Raw genomic sequence first — 19,895 nt, forward strand, 5'->3', positions numbered from 1 at the left:
ACGCCCCATCCTTCAAGCCATGGCGGGCTCCATGTCCAGGGTCGTGGTGCGGCGCAGTTCGCGCTGGTATTTCTTGTCGTCGAACCGGCGGCCGCGATGCATGGTGGAGCGGTTGTCCCAGATCACGAAGTCATCGGGCCGCCAGTTATGGCTGTAGACCAGCTCGGCGCGCGTGGCATGCTCGGTCAGGTCGCGCAGTAGCGCCCGCCCTTCAGGGACGGGCCAGCCAACGATATGCGACGCGTGCGAGGCCAGATAAAGCGAGCGCCTGCCGGTGTTGGGATTGATGCGTACCAGCGGATGCGTCGCGCCGGGCAGCTTGTTTTTCTCTTCGTCAGAGAATTCGAAGCCGAGCACATGTCGCGAATAGACGATGGAGTGAAAGGCGTGCAGCCCCTCTATCAAGGCCTTGGTTTCATCGTCCAGCGTGTCATATGCCGTGTACATGTCGGCATATTCCGTGTCGGCGCGAACAGGAGGCACGACCTTGCACGACAGCATGGAATACCGTCCCGCCGGATCCTGGAAGGATGCGTCGGTATGCCAGAGGCGATTGCTCAGCGAGCTGACTCTGCGCCGGTCGTCATTTTTCAGCAACTCGCCTTTGTCGTTGACGTTCGAGATATCCGTCAGCGCATCGCTGCCAAAGCGGTTCTTCTCCAGCACGGACAATGAAGTCTTTGTATGCAGCACACCATCGAACCGCCGGGCAAATTCAAGCTGCGCCTCATTGTCCATGGGCTGGTCGTGAAACACCAGTACACCGTAGCGATCCATGCCAGCACGCAACTGCGCCAAGTCGTGTTCCTGCGCGCTGCGCAGATTCACACCCGTGACCTCGCCAACGAAAAAGGGATGTATTTGCTTGATGGAAAGTGCCATGATGCGTCCTTGCCGAATTTGCCAGCCTACGTATGACTACGTAATCATTATTGATATGACAGCATGGAAAAGTCAATGGATCAACGTGTTACCGTCTGATTCAACCGCGCCAGCGGGTCTTGCCGGTAGTACTGCCGCAGCAGCGCAAACCAGTCTGGCAGGCAGCGCGCCAGTGGTTCAGGCGACACGAAAAATGCCTCGGAACTGACGGCGAAGAACTCAGCCTCGTCGGTCGCGGCGTATGGATCCAGCGGTAGGCCGGCAAACCAGGGATCCGCGGCCTCGGACTCGGGATCCACATCATGTGGAATAGCGTCTTCTATTTCGGTCAGGGCCTGGTTGAATTGTTCGAAGGATGCCTGAAGAATGGTGCGCCACACGCCGGCGCGCATATCGGGATGTGCGCCAAGCGACGGCATGCCGTCGGCCTCGCCCGCGTAGAGGTCCAGCTTGTGGGCAAACTCGTGGATGACAACATTCGTGCCGCGGCCAGGGTCCGCGTCGCTGTCCTCCCATGACAGAATGACGGGCCCCCCTTCCCAGGCCTCTCCGGATGCCTCCTGGACATACTCATGAACAATACCCGCCTCGTCCATATCGACTCTCGGAATGAGAAACCCGCCTGGATAGAGAATGATTTCCGTCCAGCCCTCGTAGAGTCGCGGATCCAGGGCGAGTATGGGCAGCGCCGCCTGGATGGCCACAGACAACATGATGCCGTCCGTCGGCACCAGGCCGCCTGCGCCGCTGAATGTCTTGCTGGCCAATAGCCAGGCAGCGCGCTGGCGCAACGCGTGTTCCTCCTCCGGCGACAATCCAGCCAGGAAATCGTGACGCTGCAGCGACGCCTTCCAGTTGTCATCGGAAATCTGCGCCAGCGTCCGCTCGACGCCCCGTTGCGTAGCGCCTTTGCCACTCAACCACCTGAACATGCTTGCCTCGCGTATTCATGCCCTGATCGGCAATACGCTACCACAGCCCAGCGCAATCTCCCGCGCTATTTCTTGAGATGCCGCTCCTTGATGATGCGGGCCCATTTGTCCGACTCTTTATGCATGAAGGCGGCAAACTCTTCGCGCGTGGTCGGATGCGGAATCAGTCCATGCTCGCTCAAGGTCTTTTTCACTTTCGGATCATTCAGGACCTTCACTATCTCCTCGTTCCAGCGATCCAGAATAGCGGGGGGTGTCTTGCCAGGCGCGACAAAGGCGTACCAGTTCAGCGCCTCGAATCCCGGATACCCCGACTCGGCAATGGTGGGCAGATCGGGCAGGAAATCCGGCCGTTTCAGGCCGGTCGTCGCTAGCGGGATCAGGCGGCCTTGCTCCACATACGGCATGGCCGTGGGCGGCGCCGAGAAATAGGACATGACCCGCTCGCCCAGCAGATCCTGCATGGCCTGCGCGCCGCCCTTGTACGGCACGTGCACCATGTTGATGCCCGCCTCGATATTCAGAAGCTCTCCCGCCATGTGCGAAGCGGAGCCGTAACCCGTGGAAGCAAAGTCGACCTTGTCGGGATCGGACTTGGCCAGCGCAATGAACTCCTTGAACGTCTTTACCCCGGCAGCCTTGTGCACAACCAGCACATTCGGGAAATTGACGCCGCCCGATATCGGCGCCAGATCCTTGAAGGGATCATAAGGCACATCCATCAGGTGGGGCGCCACGGTCAAGGGCCCCACCGATCCAAGCAGCAGCATGGAACCGTCGTCCGGCCCGTTGGCCACATACTGGTGCGCGATGTTGCCGCCCGCGCCCGGTTTATTGACCACGGCAATCGAACGGCCGGTGTTCTCGGCCAGCTTCTCGGCAACCACGCGCGCGGAAGTGTCAGCCGCGCCTCCCGCCACAAAGCCCACAATCAACGTGATGGGTTTGTCCGGCAAATCCTGCACGGCGCGCGCCGGCCCGCCTGTCAACAGGGCGCCGGCGCAGCACAGAATACCGGCCATCAAGACATGTTTTTTCATTTTTGTTTCCTCCCGGTTTATGGAATCAATCCGTATTCTCTACGGACGCGCCGACTCCGCGTTTTTCAACAGCAAAACGAAGCAGCGCGGCACTGCGGAAAAAGCCATGCGCAAATTTGCTATAGGGCATGGTCAGGAACAGCGCCATGACGGCGCCAAGGTGCAGACAAAGCAGCAGAGCCATTGCGGGCGTATCGCGTCCCAGCCACAGAGCAAGGCCACTTGCGCTGATCATGAAAAGCAGTGCGATGAAACCCAGATCCATGGGCTTTTGCGCCGGATCCCCATGCAGGGGATGGCGTCGCCGTTGCAGGCGCCACAGCCCCGCCGTGCCGATGAGCAAGCCAATGCCGCCGGCCGCGCCAAGCATCTTGGGCAGGCTGGGCAGGTCGTATGGCGCCTCCCAGCCAAACACATAGTGGTACACCGTGCCCAGACAGGTGGCCGCAAAACACAACATGAAACCGTAGAAGACCAGGTGATGAAAGCGCCTGCGAGAAAGCGTGAAGGCATCATCTTCGTTGTTGCATCCTTCGCCATGGCCGCCATCCAGGTACTTGAGCGTCAATGCGGCGCCGGTCGCCTCGCCCATGGCGGGCGGTGTCGCCGGCGCGCCGCCGAGGGTGGCCGGGCCGATACGACCAAGAAAACCACGCGTCCCCATGCCCAGCGCCAGCACGGCAAAAATGAACACCGGCGCAAACAGCCACACCATCAGGTTGTGCGGAAATACATTGTAGAAATTTCCGGCCACGACGCCGCGCCAGAGAGACCCCGTCAACGCGGCGGCCAAAACCAGGAACAGCGCCAGGCCCGCGGCGAGCGCCAGTGCAAGCACGAGTCCGTTGCGCTCGTACAGGCGGCCCAGCGCTGGCGGCCAGGCGTAGTCCTTGTAAGTCTGTCCTCTTACCTGCGCCATGGCGCGCGGAATATTGACGGCAAATTCATGAGGCGGCGCGTACTGGCAGGCATGCAGGCAGGCGCCGCAGTTATGGCACAGATTCGCCAAGTAATGGATGTCGGCCTTTTCAAACATCAGCCGTTGGGTCATGGCCGGAAACATGGCACAGAAACCTTCGCAATAGCGGCATGCATTGCAGATCTGCAGCTGTCTGGCAGCCTCGGCCTCGGAGGCGGCCAGCACCACCATGCCGCTTCCCAGATCCTGTGCGTCGCTTGCCAGCGTTTCAAGCTGCTGCATGGCTGGCCTCCATCCGATTTGCAGGATTATGCGCTGCTGCGGCGGCGTTGGTGCCCGCAATCCGGCCAAATGCCGTACCAATGGACATGCCGATACCCGCCGTATATCCCTTGCCCAGCACGTTGCCAGCCATCATTTCCCCTGCCACGAACAAGTTATCGCTGGCGACGCCGCCAAAATGCACGGCGGCGGTGTCATCGGTCAGCAATCCCTGATAAGTGAATGTCACGCCCGGACGCAGCGGATAGCCGTAATAAGGTGGTGTATCCAGCGGCAGCGCCCAGTGCGTCTTGGGCGGCTCGATATTTTCGGTATGACAGTCGTCCAGCCGCGTGTGGTCGAATGTGCCGATCCTGCACGCAGCGTTATAGCTGCCGAGTGTCTGCATGAACACATCGACATCCAGGTCGAGCTTGCGTGCAAGCTCGGGCAAAGTGCTGGCCCTGTGCCCGGGAAACACGGGCGGCATGAAACGCCCCACTGCCTTGCTGTCAATGATGGAATAGGCGGTCTGACCGGGCTGGCCAGCCAGCAGCCTGCCCCATATGGCATAGCGCTTGGGCCAGAAATCCTCGCCCTCGTCGTAAAAGCGATGCGCTTCCCGATTGACCACCACACCCAATGACACGCAGTCGATCCGGGTGCAAATGCCGCCGTCATACAACGGCGCACGCGCGTCGATGGCTACCATGTGCGCCTGGGTGGGGTCGCCTATCTCGTCTGCCCGATGTTCATCGAACATGTGGCGCAGCAGCGTCCCCTGGTTGTAGCGTGTGCCGCGTATCAGGAAGTTGTCGGCCGGCCATTCGCCACGCTCATTGCGGCCCCAGGCCTCGCGCAGCCATTCGCGGTTGGACTCGAATCCGCCGGCGGCGAGAACACAGGCACGGGCTTCGATGCGTTCTGACTCGGTGAACGCCGCCAAAAAACGACCGTCGCGAACCTCCAGCCCATGCACCGGCGAATCGTAGCGTATCTCCACGCCCAGCCGTTCCGCGCTGCGATAGTAGGCATTGACCAGCGCCTTGCCGCCGCCCATGAAAAAGGCATTGGTACGCGCCACGTGCAGTGCGCCGGACAAGGGCGGTTGAAAATGCACGCCGTGCTTGCGCATCCATCCTCTACAGGATGAGGATGCCCGTATCACCAGCCTGGCCAGGTGTTCATTCGTCTGCCCACCGGTAACAGCCAACAGGTCGCGCCAGTATTCTTCTTCCGGATAAGCTTCGACCAGGACATCCTGGGGGGCATCATGCATGCAGCGTAGATTGCGGGTGTGCTGGGAATTGCCCCCGCGCCATGCGCGCGGCGACGCCTCCAGCAGCATCACGCTCGCACCCGCCTCGCGGGCGCAGAGCGCAGCGCACAGGGCGGCATTGCCGCCGCCGATAACAAGTACATCCAACATAGTGTCTTCCATATACACCGCACTGCGGACGGAACGCCGTCCCGCGCGGCAACGAGCCGATACGCTGGCAATGTATCTGGTTTGCTGTTCTCTGGCTACGATGAAAGAGACTATAGGTATTCACAAATTGTGAATACGATCATGCAACCAAGCTGGCGCCGGGCCACCTGCCCTGCGCCACCAGCTCGCGCATGACATCGCCCAGCACGATGCGCGCCGCCAATCCCGCAGGAGACAGCTGATCATCGGCCAGACTCGCTATGAGATTGCGGCGCACCATGGTGTCGTGATCAAGAGGCAGGCGCAGAAAGTCGGCCTCTTGTGCGCGCACAACCGCGGCGCCCGGCTGTATGGTGGCCGCCACGCCAGCGTGCACGATATCCATGAGCATGGACAGCCCATCCACCTGAGCCACCACATTGGGCTCCCGGCCATAATGAAAAAATGCGGCGTCAATAATGACGCGCAGGCCATGCGATCCGGTGGGCAGAACCAGGGGCAGATCGATGATATCGCTCAGGGATAGGCTGCCCGAAGCCGGCAAGCCGTACAGCGAGGGCCGCGCAATCACGAAGAGCTGCTCGCTCAGCACCGGGCGCACATTCCAGCCTCGCTGGCTGCCGGCATGGAACAACACTGCCAGATCCAGCTGGCGCCGGCTCAGCATATGCGCCAGATTACCCGACAGGCTTTCCACCAAATGCAGCCTGACCTCGGGATAGCGTTGCTCCATGGCGCGCAGCAGCGGCACACCCAGCACCGAGGATGTGGTGGGGGCCATGCCGATGGTAACCTGGCCAGACAGCCTTGCCGCTCGCGCCGCGTCCGCTGCGTTGGCCGCATGCCGCAGCACCAGCTCAGCCTCCTGCCTCAAGGCGATGCCCGCCGCGGTGGGCACCACGCCCGTCGACGTGCGCTGCAGCAATCGCGTGCTAAGCTCACTCTCCAGCCGGCTGATCTGCTGGCTGAGCGCGGAAGTCACCACGCCCAGGTCCTGGGCTGCCCGACCCATGCTGCCCAACTCCACTACCCGCACAAAATAGCGCAGCTGGCGCAGTTCCATGGCGGCGCCTTTCTCAGGCCAACGTCTTGATAAAGGCGGTCATGTTCTCGACTGCCTTTTCAAGATTCGCACGCGCCCGGTTCGCATCGGTACGCAAGCCGCCAATGCGGTCTTCCTCGGTGGCAAGCATGGTGAGATAGCGTTGTGCCAGCTCGCTCTGGGCCGGGACAGCGGCGAGATTGTCTCGTATGCGCGCCTGATCCTGTGCCGCCTGCTTCAGCTCAGCCTCTGTCTTGGAAAGCGCTTCCTGCGCCCGCGCCACGGCCGAGCGTAGCTCGGCCAGATGCGCAAGCTGCTTCGCCGTTTCCGGATCGGCCGCACTGCCCGACCATTGCATCAATGTGTCGGCATCGGCATCGACCAACGAGAAGGTCTCGCTGCGCGTCTGAGACTCGACGGCGCTCACCTTGCCTTGCCCGGCGGCCTTCAACACCAGCTTGAGCCGGTAACGGGAAGCCGTCGTGCTGTCGAGCGCGTCGGAAGAAAGTGTCCAGCCCTGCCGCCTCGGATGCTCGATGATGACGGTGCGCGGCGCGTCAGCCGCGCCGGTGACGGAATAGGTCGTCACAAGTCGGGCCACGCGCTTGATCTTCAATACGCCGTCAGCCACGGTCACCTTGCTGACTTCCTCCTGCGGGACACTGTCGCGACGCACCGTGACCTTGGCATCTCCCGCAAAACTGACCATGCGGCTCTCGCCTTTGGGAATACCCGCAAGCTGCGCATCGCCGACATAGCCTCCCTGATCGTAGACTGTCAGTATCCCGGGAGGCAGGCTCGCCTGGGTATCGTTCTTCAGGAATAATGCCACGACGGGGTGCGTGCCTTGTTGGCCAGCCTGATAGAGGGAAACACGCTCGGCGTTGATCCGCGCGTCAACAAAAGGCGCCGTATAGGTTTTGCCTGCGGCCAGCGTCACCATCTCGGGCAGCATGTAGCTTGCACTCGTGTCGCTCTCGACCGCCACGGCCTGTTGCTGGGGGCGCGATGGCGCGATGCTGTCTTGCGCCGTCTCGCGCTGCGCTACCCCATTGCGCAGGCCGCGCGCCGCCAGCATGGGAGCTGGAGCAGGGATGGCCTTGGCATGCATGGCAGGCACCCCTTTCTCAGAATCCGGGCGCGGCGCCTGGGCGCTCTGCGCCTGAACCGGCACCTCGGGACGCGCGTGCCAATAACGCTTAAACAGTTGCTGCGACAGCGTGACCGGCTTACCTGACGAAAGCGTAATCTGCACATCGCGCCAATCCTCGCCCGTGGCATTTTCTATGATCGCCCAAGCCTGCAGGCGCGCATGCCCCTCGTCGTTCGCGATCAGGCGATAAGCCGTCTTCCATACAGGGGCGGGCACGACATAAGACAGGCCCACCGATCTGTCGCCCGTACCCGTCAGCCCGATGTCGAGCACACGCACCTCGTCGTTTCGTCCCCGGCCGCTGACCAGCGCGGCATGCCTGATCTTCGCGCGCATGGCTGGATCGAGGACATCCAGCGTTGCATCGCTGCCCAGCGCCAACGCCTGAATCGCGCCATCGTCCTGCATCACAGACAGAACCGGCGCATGCGTCTCGCTTTCGTCATGGCGTCCGTCCGCAGCGCGGGCCGCGTCATCGACACCCAGGACCAGACCTTCCACGCTGCGTCCGCCTGAGCGGGCGCGTACCTTTACCCCTTGCAGATCCCTGGCCAAATCAGGCAGTGAACCCAGATCCTCGCCCGAAAAAGGCAGGCGGCGGAACGTTTCCTCGACAGGCGAGAGGCCGTCCAGACTTACGCTTCCTATCGTGCCCGCCGGATCGCGCACCACCAGGCTCTTGAGAATGTCGTTCACCTGCTCCAGCGGCACCTGCACGCGCAGCGCCTGGCCGTCGTGCAATTGCACGCTTCGGCTGATTTCCGCCAGCCCTCCCGAAGACAGGGTAATGGCGTCTATCTTGCCACCGCTGGCCGCGACAACTGTTCGGTCATGGCCGTCTTCTTGTGCCTGATCAATATCGGCTTGCTGCGCCGGCGGACTACCCGCACGCTCAGTGGAAGGTGACACAGTTGTGCCCGGGGCAGCCCCGCTGGCTTCTTGCGTCGTCGCATTCGCGCCCATACAGGCCAATGCCAGCAGCAGCGCCGCCGCGCCGGCCGAAAGTGGCAGGGGACAGCCTCGATGCCGTCCTTGTTGAGAATTCCGCACCATCGATATTTACCCCCTGTTCGCCAATCAATCTGTGTATACCATGGCGCGCGAGACGCGGCTAGCGCTCAGCGGCCTTGATCCATTTGGGTACGGCGGGCGGCTCATACTCTCGCAATTGGTCCAGCAGCAGCGGCACATTGTCCGCCACCACCAGCATGTCTCGATGCGCCTGCTTCATGAATTGCCGCTCGCACACGTGATCCAGAAATTGAATCAAGGCATCATGAAAGCCCGCCACGTTGAGCACTGCGCATGGCTTCCTGTGATATCCCAGTTGCCCCCAGGTCCAGACTTCGAATATCTCCTCCAGCGTGCCGACACCACCGGGCAAGGCAATGAAACCATCCGACAGTTCCGCCATCATCGCCTTGCGCTGATGCATGGATTCGACAATATGAAGTTCCGTCAAGCCGGCATGCGCCAGCTCCTTGTCTTTAAGCGACTGCGGCAGAACGCCCGTGACCCGGCCGCCCTCGTGCAAGGCGGCATCGGCCACCACGCCCATCAGACCCACGGAAGCGCCACCATATACAAGCTCGATGCCCGCCCGGGCGATGGCCGCACCCAGCAATCCGGCCACTTCCGTATAGGCGGGATCATTTCCACTGCTGGAACCGCAAAATACGCAAAGACGCTTGAGAACTGGCATTTGAATAACGCTCCTTGTGGCATTCGGCCATACAGGCCGTGGCATGCCGCCTACTCGATGGGAAAGGCAAAAGCATAACGCGGCCAGGGAATCAGGGGAAACCTCTATAGGCCGGCCTGCCGGAGTTGATTATCTTTTGATCTTTGATGTTTGATCAAAGATCAAAATAATGGCCAACCCGGAGCTTGTCTCTCTTGAACATACCTCGGTCAATGAGGCGGTGTACCGCCGCCTGCGCGACCGCATCATGCGCGGCGACCATGCCGCCGGCGAAGTGCTGGGCATCCAGGAACTGGCCGACGCTTTCGGCACCAGCGCCATGCCGGTGCGCGAGGCATTGAGGCGCCTGGCCGCCCAGCGCGCCGTCGAGCCCATGAGAAGTCGCTCCATGCGTGTGCCCGTCATGTCGCGCGAACGACTGGAGGACATACGCCGAGCGCGCGTGCTGATCGAAGGCACCGTGACGGCCTGGGCGGTGGAGAAGATCACGCCCGGCGAACTGGAAGCGCTACACCGCACCGCCGACGACATCGGACAGTCGCTTGCTCGGCCCGAATCGATACTCGAAGGGCTCGAATACAACCAGCGCTTTCATTTTTCCATATACAGGGCGGCCCGCTCGGACTCGATGCTGGCCACCATCGAGAGCCTGTGGCTGCAATCCGGCCCCTACCTGCGCGCCACGCGGCAGCTGATGCACTCCGAGGAAAGACCGATGGCGGAGTTTCACGCGGCCATCGTGGATGCCATCGCGCGCCGGGACGCACAACAAGCGCAACAGGCCATGGTGCGGGACATCTGCTGGGCATTCGACAGATTGTGGGATACATGGCCGGAACCGGAAGCCGGCGCTGCAATATCCCATTGAACCGATATAGACAGGAAACAGGCATGACTCTTCATAAGCATCGTTCGCGCATGGTTACGCAGGGGCTGACCCGGGCGCCGCATCGCGCATTTCTGCGCGCCACGGGCTACGACGATGCCGCCATGCAGAAATCGGTCGTTGGCATTGTGAGCACCCAGGGCGAGAATACTCCCTGTTCCATGGGCCTCGCACCGCAGGCCGATCGGGCCCGGCTAGGCGTGGCCGCGGGCGGCGGTGTGCCGGTTTCGTTCTCGACCATCTCCGTGTCCGACGGCACATCCATGAATCATGCCGGCATGCGCATGAGCCTGCTGTCGCGCGAAACCATCGCCGACAGCGTCGAACTGGTGGTGCGCGGGCATGCCTATGACGGTCTGGTTGCTTTCGCTGGCTGCGACAAGACGCTGCCCGCCATGATGATGGCCATTGTGCGCCTGAATGTGCCCGCTGTCTTCCTGTACGGCGGGGCCACGCTGCCCGGCTTTGCCCTGGGCAGACAGGTCACCATACTGGACACCATCGAGGCCGTGGGCAGGGTGCAGCACAACGACATGACGCGTGAGGATCTTGACCGCATGGAGCGAACCTGTACGCCTTCGGCGGGCTCCTGTCCGGGTCAGTTCACCGCCAACACCATGGCGATGGTCGGCGAGGCGCTGGGGCTGTCTCCGCTGGGTTCGGCCATGATGCCCAATGTCTACAGCGAACGGCTGGCCATCGCACAGCAGGCAGGCGCCCAGGTCATGCGCACACTGGAAACCGGCGGGCCGCTGCCTCGCGATCTCGTAACGCTTGCCAGTCTCGAGAATGCGTGCGCGGCGGTGGCCGCAACGGGCGGCTCCACCAATGCCGCGCTCCATATTCCCGCAATCGCCCACGAGGCGGGCATCCGCTTCACACTCGAGGATGTGGCGCGGGTGTTCCAGCGTACGCCGCTGATTGCGGATCTGCAGCCTGGCGGGCGCTTTCTCGCCCGTGACCTGCATCAGATCGGTGGCGTGCCGGTCGTGTTGAAATCGCTGCTCGAAGGCGGCTATGTGAACGGAGACGTTCCGACCCTGGACGGACGCGCGCTACACGAGGCATTGGCCGACGCGCCAGCGCCCGATGGAGAGGTCGTACGCAGTTGCGCACACGCCATTCACCCTTCGGGCGGCGTCACCGTACTGCAAGGCAATCTGAGCCCAGAAGGCGCACTGCTCAAGATTGCCGGCCTGAAATCGCTGGTTTTCTCCGGGCCGGCGCGCGTGTTCGAGAATGAAGAGGCCTGCATGAAGGCCGTATCCGAACGTACGTACCGTCCCGGCGAGGTGCTGGTGATTCGCAATGAGGGCCCGAAGGGCGGCCCCGGCATGCGGGAAATGCTCAGCGTGACGGCAGCGCTGTACGGCCAGGGCATGGGCGAGAAAGTGGCCCTGCTGACGGACGGCCGGTTCTCAGGCGCCACGCGCGGTCTCTGCATAGGCTACGTGGGTCCCGAGGCGGCGGCGGGCGGCCCGATAGGCCTGCTTCGCGACGGAGACATTATTCACATAGACGCCAACCGCAATCGGCTTGATGTCGAGTTAAGCGATGAGGAACTGGCGCGCCGCCGCGCGGAACATGTGCCTGCGCCGCAGGAGCGGCTGGCTGGCGCACTGGAGAAGTACGCATTACTGGTGCGGCCGGCACACGAAGGCGCAGTCACGCACTCGGGCGCCGTCCAGTGGCCCTACGAAACACCGGAGGAGGCATGAGCGATATGCGGCCGGAATGCGGGAGCCGGATGTGAAACTGGCAGCCAACCTCACCCTGCTCTACCCGGGCCTGCCCCTGGAAGAACGGATTGCGCTCGCCGAACGCGACGGCTTCGAAGGGGTGGAGATTCTGTTTCCCTACGACATAACGCCCCGCACATTGCACGGCCTGCTCAAGCGACACGGCCTGACACTTGCGCTGATCAATACGCCGCCAGGCCCCGGCGGCGAGAAAGGCCTTGCGTGCCTGCCGGGGCGCGAAGAAGAATTCCGCCGCGCCATGCAGGCGGCGCTGGACATATGCCAGGAAACTGGCTGCCGCATTGTTCATGCCATGGCGGGCATGCCCGGCCGCAATGCAGACCGGCATGCATGCCGCCGGACGCTTGTCGAGAACCTGCGCCTTGCAGCGCCGCTGGCAGCGAAGGCAGGCGTGGCGCTCACACTGGAAGCACTGAACAGGCTGGACATGCCAGGCTACTTCTATTATCTGCCCGAGCAGGCCGTCGACATCATCCGCGAAGTCGGAGAGGATGCGGTGCGCTTGCAGTTCGATCTGTATCACTGTCAGCGCGAGGGCCTGGACCTGGTTAGCACCTTGCATGCCGTGTGGCCATGGGTGCGCCATGTACAGTTTGCGCACCCACAGGGCAGGCATGAACCCGACCTGTCCGACCCGCAAGTCAAGGCAGCGCTGCGCTGGCTGGTTTGCGAAGGCTATGCCGGCTGGGTTGGCTGCGAGTATGTGCCCCGGGAAGATGCGCGCAGCGGGCTCGCATGGCGCAGCAGCTATGACGCGCTACTGCGGAAGGAGCGGTCATGAATGTGCTGGTGACCGGCGCCAACGGCTATATCGGACGCGCGCTTGCCGAGCGCCTGGTCGGCCTGCGGGATCTGCCCGGCTACGGCACCATTGATTGCATAACACTGTGCGATCTGGCGTTCGCGCAGCCGCCAACCGACGCGCGCATGCGGCTGGTCGCCGGAGACTTTGCGGACAAAGCCACGCGCGCCGCCATGCTGGATCCCACACCCGATCTCGTATTCCACTTGGCCAGCATCGCCAGCGGCCGCGCCGAACTGGATTTCCCCCTAGGCCTGAGCGTCAATCTGGAGGCCGCGATGGGCCTGCTGGAGGCATTGCGCATACAAGGCAATGCACCCGCTTTGGTCTTCAGCAGCAGCATCGCCGTCTTCGGCGCACCGCTGCCCGGACACGTCGACGACGACACGCAACCGGCGCCCGTGCTGAGCTATGGTGCGCACAAGCAGGTCATCGAGATACTCCTGGCGGACTATACCCGCCGAGGCTACATCCGGGGCCGCGCCGTGCGCCTGCCCGGCATCGTGCCGCGCCCGCCCATGTCGAACGGCGCCTGGTCGTTGTTCACCAGCGTCCTCATCCGCTCGCTTATACAGGGCCAATCCTGCACGCTGCCGGTAAGCCCGAAGGCAACAGTATGGCTGATGTCGCTGTCCTGCTGCATCGACAATCTGCTGCATGCCGCCACACTGGCCGCTCGGCCCGCCGGCGCGCGCATCGCATGGACGCTGCCCGCGCTGCGCACATCCATAGGCGATATCGTGGCTGCCTGTGACGCCCAGACGGAAGGCGTCTCATCACAGCGGGTGCGCTACAACCCGGATGCACACATCGAAGCCCAATTCGGCCGACTGCCCCCTCTGGATGCCTCCGACGCGCTTCGGTCGGGTTTTCGCGCGGACCCGGATCTGAACACATTGATGAACCGCGCCCGCCACGCCATGCGGGCCGAGCGCGGAACAACGCCGGCCGCCAATGCGGACAATAGACAACAAACCTGAGGAGACAATATGTACAGACAGCTTGCCGCCACTCTCATCGCCAGCGCCACGCTCGGCCTGGCCGCAACATCTCACGCCAAGAACGTTACGCTGACCGTATCCAGCTGGCTGCCCCCTACGCACGCAGTCGTCGCCGATTTTCTTGTTCCTTGGGGCAAGGAGATCAAGCAAGCCACCGATGGCCGTGTCACGCTGCGCATTCTGCCCAAGCCGGTTACCAATCCCGCAGGCCATTTCGATGCCGTACGGGACGGCCTCGTCGACATATCCTTCATCTCTCATGCCTATTATCCCGGCCGATTCGAGCTGACCAAATTTGCCGTCATGCCGTTCTCGGGAGACACGGCGGTCTCCCGTTCGGTCGCGGCCTGGGATACCTATGAGAAATACTTGCTGAAGGCGGACGAACACAAGGGCGTACGCCTGCTCGGCATGTATGCTCACGGGCCTGGTATCGTGTTTACGACCGAGAAGCCGGTGAAAACCATCGACGACTTTCAGGGACTAAAAATACGCGTTGGCGGCGGCATGGCAGCAGATGTAGCCAAGGCAGTGGGTGCAAATCCCATTGCCAAGCCAGCGCCAGAGTCTTACGAACTGCTGAGCATGGGTGTGGTCGACGGCGTATTCTTTCCGGCCGAATCCCTGGTGTCCTTCAAGCTGGATGGCGTCGTCAAGAACGCCACCGTTTTCCCGGGCGGACTCTATTCGGATACACATGCCGTCATCATGAACCCGGATGCCTTCGACAGACTCTCGGAAGAAGACCAAAAGATACTGCTCAAGCTATCGGGCCGCCACATCGCCGAACTGGCAGGCAAGGCCTGGGACAAGCATGATGCGGAAGGCCAGGCCGTCATGGATAGCGGAAAGATCAATGTCATCAAGGCCGACAGCGCATTTGTGCAGGCTGTGCGCGAGCGCACAAAAGGCTTCGAGAAAATCTGGCTGGATGAGGCCGCCGCCAAGGGCATAGACGGGCCGGCGGCGCTGGAATCGTTCCGCACCGAGCTGAAGAAACTGGATGCCGGAACGTGATACGCCGCCTGGATCGATTCATCACTGCCGCACTCAAGCTGATCACCGTGCTCAGCCTGTGCGGCATGAGCCTGCTCACGGTTGTCGACGCGAGCGGGCGCTATCTGCTGAATCGTCCGGTATCGGGTACGGTGGAGCTTGTAGAGCTCATGATGGTCGCCGTGATCTTCTCGAGCATCCCGCTGATGACGCGCGCACGCGGACACATTACCGTGGACAGCTTCAGCCACTTCATGTCCCCGGGCGTGCTGCGTGCGCAAGATACTGTGGCTGCGCTGGTCGCAACCGTCGTCAGCGGCTTTCTTGCCTGGGTAACGCTGCATAAGGCGGCAAGCACGGCGAACTATGGCGACATGACCGCGCTGCTGCATATCCCCCTGGCGCCCTTTGTCTATTTCATGGCGGGTCTGCTTGCCCTTGACGCCGTATATCAATTGCTGAACGTGTTCATCGCACCGTCCAGCCCCGCACCGAGCCCATCCACCCATGACTGAATCCCTGATCGCCCTGGGCGCCATGCTGCTGCTGATCTTCATGCGGGTACCTGTGGCATTCGCCATGGCCCTGGTGGGTTTCGTCGGATTGGGTCTGCTGCGCAACTGGAGTTCGGCCTACGCCATGGCCGGCGCAGTTGTCTACGAAAGCGGCTTCCAGTACCTGCTTTCCGTATTGCCGCTGTTCATCCTCATGGGCAACTTCGTGACGCAATCACGCATGTCCCGGGAACTCTACAACGCCGCACATGCCCTGCTGGGACATCGTCGCGGCGGCCTTGCCATGTCAACCGTGCTCGCCTGCGGTGGATTCGGCGCCATTTGCGGCTCCAGCCTTGCAACGGCCGCCACCATGGCCAAAGTGGCCTATCCGGAAATGCGGCGCCTGGGATATAGCGAGGAACTGGCCACCGGCTCCATCGCGGCCGGTGGCACCCTCGGCATTCTGATTCCGCCGTCCATCATCATGGTCGTGTATTGCCTGCTTACCGAACAAAGCATAGGCAAGATGTTTGCGGCCGGCGTCCTGCCCGGCCTGGTCGCCATCGGCTGCTACATGCTGGCCGTCTCATGGGTGGTGCGGCGCAACCCCTCTGCGGGCCCCAAAGGCCAGCGCAGCACCTGGCCGCAGATACGGACAGCACTCGCGCGCGTATGGGCTGTGCTGGCGCTCATCGGCATGCTGATGGGCGGCATATACGCGGGCGTCTTTACGCCAGCGGAGGCCGCCGGGATCGGCGCCTTTCTCGGATTTGCATTCGCGGCCGCGCGCGGCGCGCTATCATGGCCGTCGTTCGTGGAGGTCGTGGTGGAATCGGCTAAAACCACGGGCATGATTTTCATGGTCATGATCGGCGCCCTAATGCTCGCCAACTTCATCAACTTCACTTCTCTGCCGCAGGACCTGCTCGACGCGGTCGACCATTTCCATGTCAATCCGCTGGTCGTTATTGTGATCATGTGCCTGATCTATATCGTACTGGGCTGCGTCCTGGAAAGCATGTCCATGATCCTGCTTACCGTGCCTGTGTTCTATCCGCTGGTGCAAGCGCTGGGCTTCGACCTGATCTGGTTCGGCGTGCTCGTCGTCACGGTCACGGAAATCAGCTTCATCACCCCTCCGTTCGGGATGAATGTCTTTGTGCTGCGCGGCGTCCTGCCCCAGGTTTCCACTCCGACGATATTTCGCGGCGTCATGCCCTTTGTCGTGGGCGACTTTGTCCGCCTGTCCATCTTGATTCTGTTTCCCGCCATCAGTCTTTATCTGCCAAGCTTCGTGCGCTAGCAGGCGCCAGCCGCCTGATTCAGAGGCCGCTTCCCATCAGGGTGCCATGAAAGCTTTATATTTGACTAATCGGTTAAATATTGGTCAAATCTGACTTCTGCGGCCGCATGGCCTTGTCTACTTTGCATGTCATTGAGCGCCAACCATGAGTGGAAGACCCCGGGAATTCGATCACAATACCGTCATAGACGCGGCGATGGAAGCGTTCTGGACCCACGGCTACGAAGCCACCTCGACGCAGGCGCTGGTCGAGTGCACCGGCCTGCAGCGCGGCAGCCTGTACAACGCGTTCGGCAGCAAACAGCATCTTTACCATCAGGCGCTCCTGCGCTACCACGAGCAGGGCATCCAGGCTCAGGCACGCATCCTGGACGGACCCGGTCCGCTCAAAGACAGATTGAGAAGCCTTATCCGATGGGGCCTGGCGCAGGATTTGGATCCAGCAAAACAGCGAGGCTGCATGGCCATGGCCGCCGCTCTGGAGCGCGCTGGAAAAGACCCCGAAGTCGGCCGGATCAGTCGTACGCATGCAAACTGGATGGAGCGCACCTTGTGCCATCTGTTCACCCTTGCCCAGCGCGACGGCGAGCTGCGCGGCGATCTTTCCCCTCTTCCTGCCGCGCGTGCCTTCATGGCGGGCTACTATGGCCTGCGTGCAATGGGACGGTCCGTGCACGACAAGGCGTTTCTTGACGACGCCAGCGAGGGCGTGCTGACGATACTTCAATAAAAACTGCATACGCTTCACTTATTTTTTTCTCAATTATTGACTAATTAGTCAATAATAAATCCAGGCCAGAATCGGCCTCCAATACGCAACAAGGAGTTTTCAACATGCAAGCCCTGACAGGAAAAGTCGCACTGGTCACCGGCGGCAGCCGGGGCATAGGTGCCGCCATTGCCCGCTCTCTGGCGGCGCAGGGGGCCGACGTCGCCATCACCTATGCCAACTCCGGGACACTCGCCGAGGCGGTTGTCGAGGAAATCCGCGCGTCGGGGCGGCGCGCCATTGCTATCGCAGCCAACGCCGCGGATGCTGCCCAGGTGACGAAGGCCGTGGATCAAGCAGCCGGAGAACTGGGGCGCCTGGATATTCTGGTAAACAACGCCGGCAACCTGCTGCCCGGCACAATCGACCAACTTACACTGGAAGACTATGATCGCACCATGTCGGTCAACCTGCGGGCCGTGTTCGCGGCCATCATGCAGGCAGTCAGGCACCTCCCCGATGGCGGCCGCATTATTTCCATTGGCAGTTGCCTGGCCACACGGGTGGGCCGCCCTGGAATCAGTTTGTACTCGGCAAGCAAGAGCGCGCTGATCGGCTTGACCAAGGGGGTTGCGCGCGACCTTGGCGCACGGCGCATCACGGTCAATCTGGTGCAGCCCGGCCCCACCGACACCGACATGAATCCCGCCGACGGACCGAAAGCCCCCGCCGCCGTGGCAACCATGGCGCTGCCCGCCTACGCGCAGGCCAACGATATCGCATCGATGGTGCTGTATCTTGCAGGCGAAGGCGGGCGCCATATTACCGGTGCAACACTTGACGTGGATGGCGGGATCAACGCCTGACCGTATGCCATGGGGCCGGCGCGCCCGCACGGACCCCATGCCCCGTACATCCGCATGTCATAACCAAATGTTAAGTGCACTCTGGCTTTGGTTATTGGTCAATATTCGTCCTGCACTCATAATAAAAGAAGTAGCATTACGGCACACCAGAGCCGGGTGCACTCCATAACAACACATACCGGGAACAGGCTTGAGTCCAAGAGCCACTTCCCTGGAGGACGACGCAGTGGCAATCGTATTTTGCGGGGCCTTGGGTACAGAAACCAATACTTTCTCCCCCATGCCCACCAGCATGGACAGCTTCCGCAGCCATGAATACTTCCCAGCAGGCCAATATCCCGACAGAACCGGCTTCTATGGCGCGCCGCTCTGTATTGCACGGCAGCGCGCCGCCGAGCTGGGATGGACGATACGCGAAGGCATGATTGCCTCCGCCCCACCCAGCGGCGTTACGACCCGCGCCACGTATGAGACGCTGCGCGACGAACTGCTGCACGACCTGCGCAAAGCCATGCCTGTCGACATTGTGTTGCTGTCCCTGCATGGCGCGATGGTGGCGGATGGCTACGACGACTGCGAAGGCGACGTCCTTGACCGGGTTCGGGAAATCGTCGGTCCCGATGCCATCATCGGTGCGGAACTGGATCTGCACGCTCATCTGACCCGCCTCATGGTGGATCGCGCCGATGTACTGGTGCTTTTCAAGGAATATCCGCATACCGACATCGTGGACCGTGCGCAAGAACTGGTCGAACTCTGTGCGCAGAAGCATGCAAAGCGGATTGATCCCGTCGCCGCTCTGGTCGATTGCGACATGATCGTGCCTATGCATACCACACGCGATCCCGGCATGCGTTTCGTACAGCGCATGAAGTCGTTCGAGGGCAAGAACGGCATTCTTTCCGTTTCTGTTGCCCATGGCTTCGCGACCGGCGACGTGCCGGAGATGGGCACCCGCGTTCTGGTCTACAGCGACGGCAATGCGGAGAACGCGCAGAAACTGGCGCGACAATTGGCCGACGAGCTCATTGGCATGCGTGAACAGCTTCTGGTGCCGTATCGCAGCATAGACGAGGCGTTGGACGAGGCATTGGCCGCCGACGGCGGACCCATCGTGCTGGCAGACCGCCCCGACAATCCGGGTAGCGGCGCGCCGGGCGATTCAACATTCATTCTTCGCCGCATGTTGGAGCGCGGCATCGGCAACGCCGCCCTGGGCCCCCTGTGGGATCCAGTGGCCGTTCGCATCGCTTTCGATGCACAGCCCGGCGCGCGCCTGACGATGCGCCTGGGCGGCAAGATCGGCCCCCTTTCGGGCGATCCCGTCGACGTGCGGTGCGTGGTCAAGGCCATACAACCGAAGCTGATCATGACCGGCCTTGCCGGCGCGCCCGTTCCCATGGGAGATGCCGCGCTGGTGGAAGCTGAAGGCATCGAGATCGTCCTGACGAGCCAGCGCAATCAGGCAATGAACACCGATCTTTTCACCCAGATGGGCTGCGATCTCGACACCAAGAAAATAGTGGTGGTGAAGTCAGCCCAGCACTTTCATGCGTCTTTTTCGAAGATCGCCCACCACATCATCTACGTGGGCGGCCAGGGTGTGGCAACACCGGACTGGTGGACCCTTTCCTATGAAAAGATACGCAAACCCAAATGGCCACTGGACCGCAAGGCCGGCTAGCACAACCCCAGGCAGGAACGTCAACAACTCC

Annotated in this window: 18 protein-coding genes; 10 read left to right on the top strand and 8 right to left on the bottom strand. The window is 61.9% G+C overall.

All coding sequences use genetic code 11. From position 1 onward, the window contains the following. Nucleotides 1–12: 12 nt before the first annotated feature. From ERD78_RS04060 to ERD78_RS04095, 8 genes are all read right to left on the bottom strand, one after another. Nucleotides 13–882 (bottom strand): TauD/TfdA dioxygenase family protein, encoded by an 870-nt coding sequence (locus tag ERD78_RS04060; RefSeq protein WP_129967952.1) that lies wholly within the window; start codon nucleotides 880–882, stop codon nucleotides 13–15. 80 nt (nucleotides 883–962) lie between these two features. Then, the gene (locus ERD78_RS04065; RefSeq protein WP_129967953.1) at nucleotides 963–1,814 is read right to left on the bottom strand and encodes a M90 family metallopeptidase; all 852 of its coding nucleotides are present in this window, start codon (nucleotides 1,812–1,814) and stop codon (nucleotides 963–965) included. A 65-nt stretch (nucleotides 1,815–1,879) separates the two neighbouring features. Next, on the bottom strand, nucleotides 1,880–2,854 hold the full coding sequence (locus tag ERD78_RS04070; RefSeq protein ID WP_129967954.1) for a Bug family tripartite tricarboxylate transporter substrate binding protein: 975 nt from the start codon (nucleotides 2,852–2,854) through the stop codon (nucleotides 1,880–1,882). 25 nt (nucleotides 2,855–2,879) lie between these two features. After that, nucleotides 2,880–4,055 (bottom strand): tricarballylate utilization 4Fe-4S protein TcuB, encoded by a 1,176-nt coding sequence (gene tcuB / locus ERD78_RS04075; protein WP_129967955.1) that lies wholly within the window; start codon nucleotides 4,053–4,055, stop codon nucleotides 2,880–2,882. Next, nucleotides 4,042–5,463, bottom strand: a complete 1,422-nt coding sequence (tcuA, locus tag ERD78_RS04080) for an FAD-dependent tricarballylate dehydrogenase TcuA (RefSeq protein WP_129967956.1) — start codon at nucleotides 5,461–5,463, stop codon at nucleotides 4,042–4,044. The genes tcuB and tcuA overlap by 14 nt, the downstream gene beginning before the upstream one ends. 139 nt (nucleotides 5,464–5,602) lie before the next feature. Beyond that, entirely contained in the window at nucleotides 5,603–6,526 is a 924-nt protein-coding gene (locus ERD78_RS04085) for a LysR family transcriptional regulator (protein ID WP_129967957.1), read from the bottom strand. A gap of 13 nt (nucleotides 6,527–6,539) precedes the next feature. Then, nucleotides 6,540–8,567 (bottom strand): DUF4139 domain-containing protein, encoded by a 2,028-nt coding sequence (locus ERD78_RS04090; protein WP_167668832.1) that lies wholly within the window; start codon nucleotides 8,565–8,567, stop codon nucleotides 6,540–6,542. Between the two features lie 202 nt (nucleotides 8,568–8,769). Further along, a complete protein-coding gene (locus tag ERD78_RS04095; RefSeq protein WP_129967959.1) occupies nucleotides 8,770–9,360 on the bottom strand; it encodes an LOG family protein in 591 nt (196 codons plus the stop codon). Nucleotides 9,361–9,529: 169 nt separating this feature from the next. Here ERD78_RS04095 and ERD78_RS04100 point away from each other — a divergent pair, with 169 nt between their 5' ends. From ERD78_RS04100 to ERD78_RS04145, 10 genes are all read left to right on the top strand, one after another. Beyond that, nucleotides 9,530–10,228: a GntR family transcriptional regulator gene (locus tag ERD78_RS04100; protein ID WP_129967960.1), complete on the top strand. Its 699-nt coding sequence runs from the start codon at nucleotides 9,530–9,532 to the stop codon at nucleotides 10,226–10,228. 23 nt (nucleotides 10,229–10,251) lie between these two features. Next, the gene (ilvD, locus tag ERD78_RS04105) at nucleotides 10,252–11,964 is read left to right on the top strand and encodes a dihydroxy-acid dehydratase (RefSeq protein WP_129967961.1); all 1,713 of its coding nucleotides are present in this window, start codon (nucleotides 10,252–10,254) and stop codon (nucleotides 11,962–11,964) included. 31 nt (nucleotides 11,965–11,995) lie between these two features. Beyond that, entirely contained in the window at nucleotides 11,996–12,787 is a 792-nt protein-coding gene (locus tag ERD78_RS04110; protein WP_129967962.1) for a hydroxypyruvate isomerase family protein, read from the top strand. Further along, on the top strand, nucleotides 12,784–13,788 hold the full coding sequence (locus ERD78_RS04115) for an NAD-dependent epimerase/dehydratase family protein (RefSeq protein WP_129967963.1): 1,005 nt from the start codon (nucleotides 12,784–12,786) through the stop codon (nucleotides 13,786–13,788). The genes ERD78_RS04110 and ERD78_RS04115 overlap by 4 nt, the downstream gene beginning before the upstream one ends. Nucleotides 13,789–13,797: 9 nt before the next feature. After that, complete coding sequence (locus tag ERD78_RS04120) at nucleotides 13,798–14,826, top strand: TRAP transporter substrate-binding protein (RefSeq protein WP_129967964.1); 1,029 nt, start codon at nucleotides 13,798–13,800, stop codon at nucleotides 14,824–14,826. Further along, nucleotides 14,823–15,320 carry a TRAP transporter small permease gene (locus tag ERD78_RS04125; protein ID WP_245152320.1) on the top strand — a complete coding sequence of 166 codons (498 nt, stop codon included), beginning with the start codon at nucleotides 14,823–14,825 and terminating at the stop codon, nucleotides 15,318–15,320. The genes ERD78_RS04120 and ERD78_RS04125 overlap by 4 nt, the downstream gene beginning before the upstream one ends. After that, nucleotides 15,313–16,605 carry a TRAP transporter large permease gene (locus ERD78_RS04130; protein WP_129967965.1) on the top strand — a complete coding sequence of 431 codons (1,293 nt, stop codon included), beginning with the start codon at nucleotides 15,313–15,315 and terminating at the stop codon, nucleotides 16,603–16,605. The genes ERD78_RS04125 and ERD78_RS04130 overlap by 8 nt, the downstream gene beginning before the upstream one ends. Before the next feature lie 145 nt (nucleotides 16,606–16,750). Then, nucleotides 16,751–17,335, top strand: a complete 585-nt coding sequence (locus ERD78_RS04135; RefSeq protein WP_129967966.1) for a TetR/AcrR family transcriptional regulator — start codon at nucleotides 16,751–16,753, stop codon at nucleotides 17,333–17,335. 104 nt (nucleotides 17,336–17,439) lie between these two features. Then, entirely contained in the window at nucleotides 17,440–18,180 is a 741-nt protein-coding gene (locus ERD78_RS04140) for an SDR family oxidoreductase (RefSeq protein ID WP_129967967.1), read from the top strand. Between the two features lie 232 nt (nucleotides 18,181–18,412). Then, a complete protein-coding gene (locus ERD78_RS04145) occupies nucleotides 18,413–19,864 on the top strand; it encodes a M81 family metallopeptidase (RefSeq protein WP_342365337.1) in 1,452 nt (483 codons plus the stop codon). Nucleotides 19,865–19,895 lie beyond the last annotated feature (31 nt).

Origin of the sequence: Allopusillimonas soli, from assembly GCF_004153445.1 — a bacterium.
Lineage (GTDB): Bacteria > Pseudomonadota > Gammaproteobacteria > Burkholderiales > Burkholderiaceae_B > Allopusillimonas > Allopusillimonas soli.